General features: G+C 45.2%; 5 protein-coding genes and 3 tRNA genes. 3 read left to right on the top strand and 5 right to left on the bottom strand.

The features are described from left to right. Positions 1 to 54: 54 nt before the first annotated feature. A tRNA-Leu gene (locus QTO06_RS24780) sits at positions 55 to 141 on the bottom strand. 490 nt (positions 142 to 631) lie between these two features. On the opposite strand from QTO06_RS24780, the gene QTO06_RS24775 reads away from it, so the two are divergent. The 3 genes from QTO06_RS24775 to QTO06_RS24765 all read left to right on the top strand — a co-directional run bounded on the left by QTO06_RS24775 (position 632) and on the right by QTO06_RS24765 (position 3775). After that, entirely contained in the window at positions 632 to 1678 is a 1047-nt protein-coding gene (locus tag QTO06_RS24775; protein WP_050567170.1) for a hypothetical protein, read from the top strand. Positions 1679 to 1757: 79 nt separating this feature from the next. Then, the gene (locus QTO06_RS24770; protein WP_331410274.1) at positions 1758 to 2816 is read left to right on the top strand and encodes a hypothetical protein; all 1059 of its coding nucleotides are present in this window, start codon (positions 1758 to 1760) and stop codon (positions 2814 to 2816) included. A gap of 170 nt (positions 2817 to 2986) precedes the next feature. Beyond that, a complete protein-coding gene (locus QTO06_RS24765) occupies positions 2987 to 3775 on the top strand; it encodes a lipase family protein (RefSeq protein ID WP_331410273.1) in 789 nt (262 codons plus the stop codon). 88 nt (positions 3776 to 3863) lie between these two features. On the opposite strand, the gene QTO06_RS24760 is transcribed toward QTO06_RS24765, so the two are convergent. The 4 genes from QTO06_RS24760 to QTO06_RS24745 all read right to left on the bottom strand — a co-directional run bounded on the left by QTO06_RS24760 (position 3864) and on the right by QTO06_RS24745 (position 6244). After that, complete coding sequence (locus tag QTO06_RS24760) at positions 3864 to 4109, bottom strand: hypothetical protein (protein WP_005440998.1); 246 nt, start codon at positions 4107 to 4109, stop codon at positions 3864 to 3866. Between the two features lie 137 nt (positions 4110 to 4246). Further along, complete coding sequence (amyS, locus tag QTO06_RS24755) at positions 4247 to 5770, bottom strand: alpha-amylase (RefSeq protein WP_331410272.1); 1524 nt, start codon at positions 5768 to 5770, stop codon at positions 4247 to 4249. A 319-nt stretch (positions 5771 to 6089) separates the two neighbouring features. After that, positions 6090 to 6163 (bottom strand) — tRNA-Cys (locus QTO06_RS24750). Positions 6164 to 6168: 5 nt separating this feature from the next. Continuing rightward, positions 6169 to 6244, bottom strand: a tRNA-Gly gene (locus QTO06_RS24745). Between the last annotated feature and the right edge of the window lie 171 nt (positions 6245 to 6415).

Here is a 6415-nt window from a genome sequence, read left to right as displayed (position 1 = left end):
CTCGGCCGGTCAACTCGACGGCGGGATATTAAATTCACCCACTCAATTTTCGGATGGTGCCCCGGGCCGGACTTGAACCGGCACAACGCGAACGTCGAGGGATTTTAAATCCCTTGTGTCTACCAATTCCACCACCAGGGCAACGCAATTAATGCGATGGTAACACCACCTGCTCTAACGACCTTCGCCGTGAGAACGAGGCGTACTTTAACGGATTAAGATTCTAGGTCAACAACAAATTTTATCTTTTTTATTCATGCGGTTAAAAAGCAGACTCAGACGAGCACTCTTCAGTCAATTCGATCAATCCCTAAACACATCAAACCATTCCAACCCTGCTCTTCACCTGCTGTTACTCAATCATCGCTTTTCTTTCTAGTTAATGTCAGAAAGATTAAAAAGAGAAATCTATCAACAACTTTATAAATTACTCCCGCAAGCAATCTCATTTATAGGAATTAAAATTATCATTATTGTACTCCGGTAACACTTCACTGATCGGATGTGTTGATCGTTATTATTCATCCCGTTAATCATACCTTTCGAGCAAAAGTGATTTTGATGTTTGTATTTTGCTTATTACCACTTCGCTATTTTTGGCGAAACTAAACATTCAAAGGTTGATAACATCATGAATAAAATGACAAAACTAGCCGCACTCGCAGTAGCAATGGCTTTACCTACCGCTTCCAATGCAGCCATTGGTGATTACAAAGTGGTCCTCATCCACGGATTCCAAGCCGATCAACTGCAAACTAAACCAGCGCCATCGCAAGTTGAAACAGAAGGTGCGGATTATTGGAAAGACTATTGGATGCAGTATGCCGATGCTCGTATTGATTGGCCCTCTCATGAAAGAGTTGAAGGAAAAATAGCCAGTGATTATGTATGGCCGAAGCTGCAAGAGCTCTCAAGAAATGGGACTTGCCAGCCGGGTTGCGTGTTGGTAACCCACTCAACTGGCGACCTAGTTGCAAGACATCTGCTCGATAACCAAGAAAACTGGTTAACTAACGCAGGCCTATCTCCACTCAACATTGTCGCGACTTTCGACTTTGCAGGTGCTGGTGGTGGATCAGAGCTGGGCGATATCGTTATTAACATCACTGAAGGTGGTGGCTGGACAAACAGTGCAATGCGTTATGCGATTTCACTCTGGCTCGGTGATATGCCATCAAAAAACAACACCGGTGTATTGAATGATCTAAAAGTGTCAAACGCTCGCCAAATCGCGATGTTACCAGACCACCGTATCCCTCGAATTCGTTTTGTTGGTAACGGCAGCGACTACCTAAAAGCGACCGCAAGCTTCTTGCCCGGAAAAGACGATGGTGTTGTAGCGGCGCATTCATCATGTGGCGCTTCAAGCTCAGGCAGTTTCGATAGCTGTTCTACTAATCTAGCTATGGACGGAAAAATGGCTTCTCAAAGTAAAGGAGTGGCTAGCTTTATGCCAAACCACTACCCGTTCATCATGGGTAACGGTTATAGCCACAGCGAAGTCATTGGGTCGAAACACAAAGGTAAAGTCACCTCCAGTAATACGTCGATTGCCTTAGCGGATGGAAAATCGGTAAGCGTTGACAGCTACCAAGAGAATGGATGGTTTGGAAACAAATACATTTACGTTCAAGGTTCTCAAAACGACACCATGTCGGAAATCGCTGTCGGCCTGTAAAGCGTCGTAATAAGCAAACCAACGAGCCAAGTTTCATGCTTGGCTCTTCTCACACAAAGCACGATGCAAGAGATCGATTATGAGTAACAAAAAGCCAATCGCCATTGCGGCTTTCGTTTTGATTGGGGCTACGGCGTTGTTTCTATCGCAACAAAATCAAGACGATGACTCCGCGAAGCAACAACCAGCCCAGCAGAATCAAACAGCCGCTTTGCCCAAGCCAACACCGAGCGAAACCATCACTATGGAGAGCGCGCCATTACCTCCCAAAGAAGAGAGCGTCGATGTGATTGAAGATATGACTTCTTCCCATGATTTATCTTTGATTGCAGAACGTCACGAAGAGGTCTTACAGTATCCAGCCTACTCTACTCCCATCACAGATAAGAACAGCCCGTATCTCGACTGGAATCATTTTGAAGAGGTCCCTGTTCCAGTGTTGAATGGAGAAGCCAAAGCAGCATTAAGCTTGGACAAATATCGTCATTTTTATCCAGACAAGATTGATGTTCGCTTAAAATCATCGGCAAACTACGTGACCGCGTCACTCGACATTATTGACGTAGAAAGCCAACAAACCCTCACCACTCTTCCTGTGCAAGAAAATGGTTGGCAAATAACACCAGAAGCAAACTGGCCACAAGAATTAAGATTGGTGGCACGCATCAGCTTTGAGCAAGGTGAAGATGTCATCAGTGCGGATTTACGCCTTCACCACTCTGTAGCCAGCATTATCAATGTAGACCAAGCATCATCGAATAATTCCGACATGGTGATTCCTATTACGGTTCAAGTCGACAAAGCGGGAATCTATCGAGTTCGTGGCAGTTTGTATCAATCAAGCGGCTCGGCAGTTGCCTCTTTAGTGCAAAAGAAACAATTGGCTGAAGGACAACAAACTGTGGAGCTAAAAGCGTTCCACAATGTATTACCCAATGGCAGAACCGAGTATGAGCTTCGTGACATCATGATAGAACGCATGTCTGGTTTCCCAGGTGAAAAAGCACAGTATGGCCAAAGTGAAGCAGAGTCTTATCCTATTGGGTCATTTGATTCGAATACCCTATCCGATGAACCTTATGAAATGAGCGATAAAGAAAAGCAACAGCTTGAATTTCTTCACCAAGCATCAAACTAACTTTGTCAGCACTTTATGTGTCTGTACTCAAGCGCCAAGCTCGCTTGAGTACAAACAAATACCTTCACTTCACTTATCAAATTTCACCCTGAATTTTGTCCAGCTCATTTCATCGGTTTTTCATATTTCACGTCTAGAGTTTTAAATTGACAAAGACTAAGAAGAAAAACGTGAAGCCTCTAAAACGATACCAATACGAACGCTACGCCGTACTCTGCAACCTTGCCTACCCCAGAGTCTTTAAACAGACCCGCTATGGGTTTGATCCTAATGGACAGCGGATCATTAAAAACCAGTTTGGCAAAACCATGATTCGTGTCCTGTGGAGTAAAAAGCGCACAGAAGTCGTTGTTGTCATTAAGGGGTCGCACAGCATTAGCGATTGGCTTTTGAACTTTGCCATGTGGACTCGTAGCTGCAAGCGTCTTGGGCTTAACTATCGCATCCATGCAGGTTTCTACCATTTGTTATTTCAAGAAAGCCAACCTTCTCGAAATGAAGATCGTCTTGGTTTGAGCGTGATTGAGCGACTAGAAGCCACCGTCGTACCGCTGATTCTACAAGGCAAGCGCATCACCATTACTGGGCATTCGTCGGGCGGCGCAATTGGCAGCGTGTTTGCCGACTATATCGAACGAAAGTACCCCAAAAGCATTAAGCGAGTTGTAACATTTGGTCAGCCAGCAATTGGGGATTGGACATTCAAAAAACGATACAAGTTAGGACACAAAACCTATCGAATCTGTTGTGACATCGACATTGTTACCTTTATGCCTCCGGTGCCTTTTCTCTACTGGCATGTAGGCAAAATGCTTTGGCTTTATAACGGTAGAATTTACGAAAACACACCAACTTTGATGAGGCTTGGACGTTCTTTGGTGAGTTGGTTGATCCGCCCTTTTTCTTATCACTTGATGAGTAAGTACATTCGAAACAAAGACTTCTTTGACGAGCGGTAATCCATCGCTTCGCGCAATCTGAATCTGGGAAAAGGAACAGAAACAAAAAGAGCCAGTATTAAACTGGCTCTTTCTTCTTGGTTCAGAATTACAAAGACGCAATTTCTTTATCAAGTTGGTATTTGTTGTCAGTAACGATACGCTCTAATACTTCGACGCGCTGTTTCAGGTCTTCTATTTGTTTATTAAGACCATCTCGCTCTTCTTTATTCATCTGCTTACGCTCAGAAATTTCGAGCGCTCTCACTTCTTTTCGATGATTGAGAATCAGCTTAACGATACCACCACCAAATATTGCACCGAATACAATCGCAACAATTAAAACGTCAGCCATAGATTCCTTTCCTTAATCTGCCTACTGATAATGCTCAGGTATAAAGTTACGCATATGTTTCATGAATATCAAACAAGACATTGATTAAATGCGCACTATTTTCGAAATTGGTCACACCTGCAATTCTGCGAGCCTGATTATTTAACGCCGACCCAAACAGAAACCGAACCACCGTTCACTGGGAACTCTGCCCAACCGTTAGCGTCAGTCCAGACTTCTTCGGTGCGAATACCTAACTTATCGACGTAACGCGTACTCGGCGAACCTGTGTACATCCATTTTGTTCCGCCAGGTCCATCACTCATGATAACCGCCATTGAGTTCGGGTGTTCCGCATCCCCTTCTCGCGTCCAACCAATCACATCCCAATGATCAAGGTAAGAGTGCTGCTTGCCATAAGCATAATCTTTACGGGCTTTCACCAACTGCTCAATGTACGGCACTTTCACCATGTTGATGTCGTGTCCTTTATCGCTGTATTGTGCGCCGTAGTAATCCGCGTAGAACACTGACGGATAACCTTCTTCACGAAGCAAAATGAACGCGTACGCAAGAGGCTTGAACCACCAATCCACCGGAGACTCTAGCGCTTGCAGTGGCTGCGTATCATGGTTCTCGACCAGTGTTACCGCTTTCACTGGGTTGTCCTTCATCAAGGTGCCATCCATGATACGGCGCATATCAAAGTTTCCACCCGAGCGTGAAGCGTTATAGAAGTTCATGTGTAGCGGTGCATCAAACAATGACATGCTGCCAGAAGTCTTAGTGATAAAGTTATGCAGATTGTTCACATCGTAGTTCCAGTATTCACCCACAGTAAACAGCTCTTTGCCTGTCTTCCAACGCAAGTAATCGATCCACTCTTGTAGGTACTGGTATTTGATGTGTTTAACCGCGTCCATTCGGAAACCATCCACACCTGTCATGTTTAAGTACCACTCGCCCCAGTCTTTCAGCTCTTGCTTCACTTCTGGGTGGTCCATGTCTAAATCTGCGTACATCAGGTAGTCGTAGTTGCCTTTTTCAGAACTGACTTCCCAATCCCATGCTTTGCCGTCACCTTTGAATTTGAAGATCGCTTTTTCTTTACCCGCGTCATCCCAGTCAACGCCATCAAAGTGATACCACGTCCAATGGAAATCTGAGTATTTGTCGTTACGCCCCGGGAAGCTAAATTCGACCCATGCTTCAATCCATTTGTCGCCGAGCTCAATATTTCGGTTGTTCCAATCGACTCGCTTGGTGTCGACCCACGATTTACCATCCGCACCGCCACGGTGGTTAAACACTACATCACCATAAATTTGAATGTTATTTGCGTGTGCCGCTTTGATGGCATCGAGGTATTGGTCTTTAGTACCGTATTTGGTTCGCACCGATCCTTTTTGATCAAACTCCCCCAAGTCATACATATCGTAAACGCCATAACCGACGTCGTTGCTGCCACCAGCACCTTTATAGGCAGGCGGTAGCCATAACGCGGTAAAGCCGTTGTCCGTTAGTGCTGGCGCGTTGTTTTCAACTTGTGTCCAGAGTGCACCGTCATTTGGCACATACCAATGGAAATACTGCATCATGGTTCCATTTTGAGCCGCCATTACCGGCGAACTGAGCAGCAAAGTTAAAGGTAAAAGTGTGGGTTTAAGGTTGAATGTTTTCATTATTTTTCTCTCACGTTTTAGGACGAAGCCCGAACTTAGAGAGCCGCAAGACAGGTAGAAGAAATCCAACTAACCGTCTGTTGTACAACAAAAAGTTCGGACTACAATCGTGGAGAAATTATCACCAATCACCCTCTACAATTATTGAGATGTGTAACATTTATAAAACCAATAACTAATTGAGTGCAATTATTGAATCCCGATCAAATAATCAGGGAGGAGATAATAAGTAAACAGCAGAAAGAGGGATTAACGCGCGTCGATTTCCATTGCGCTAAAACGAAGAAAGCCCGTCATAATGACGAGCTTTCGAAAAGAATGGAGGCGCCTCCCGGAATCGAACCGAGGTCCACGGATTTGCAATCCGCTGCATAGCCACTCTGCCAAGGCGCCTCAACTGGAGCGACACACGAGGTTCGAACTCGTGACCTCAACCTTGGCAAGGTTGCGCTCTACCAACTGAGCTAGTGTCGCATAATTTGAGAAGGAGTCCCGAGCCGGAATTGATGGTCCGACACTCGGCCGGTCAACTCGACGGCGGGATATTAAATTCACCCACTCAATTTTCGGATGGTGCCCCGGGCCGGACTTGAACCGGCACAACGCGAACGTCGAGGGATTTTAAATCCCTTGTGTCTACCAATT

The organism is Vibrio sp. M260121 (assembly GCF_036533715.1).
In the GTDB taxonomy this organism is placed as follows: Bacteria; Pseudomonadota; Gammaproteobacteria; order Enterobacterales; family Vibrionaceae; genus Vibrio.
This window is presented reverse-complemented; position numbering and strand designations above follow the sequence as displayed.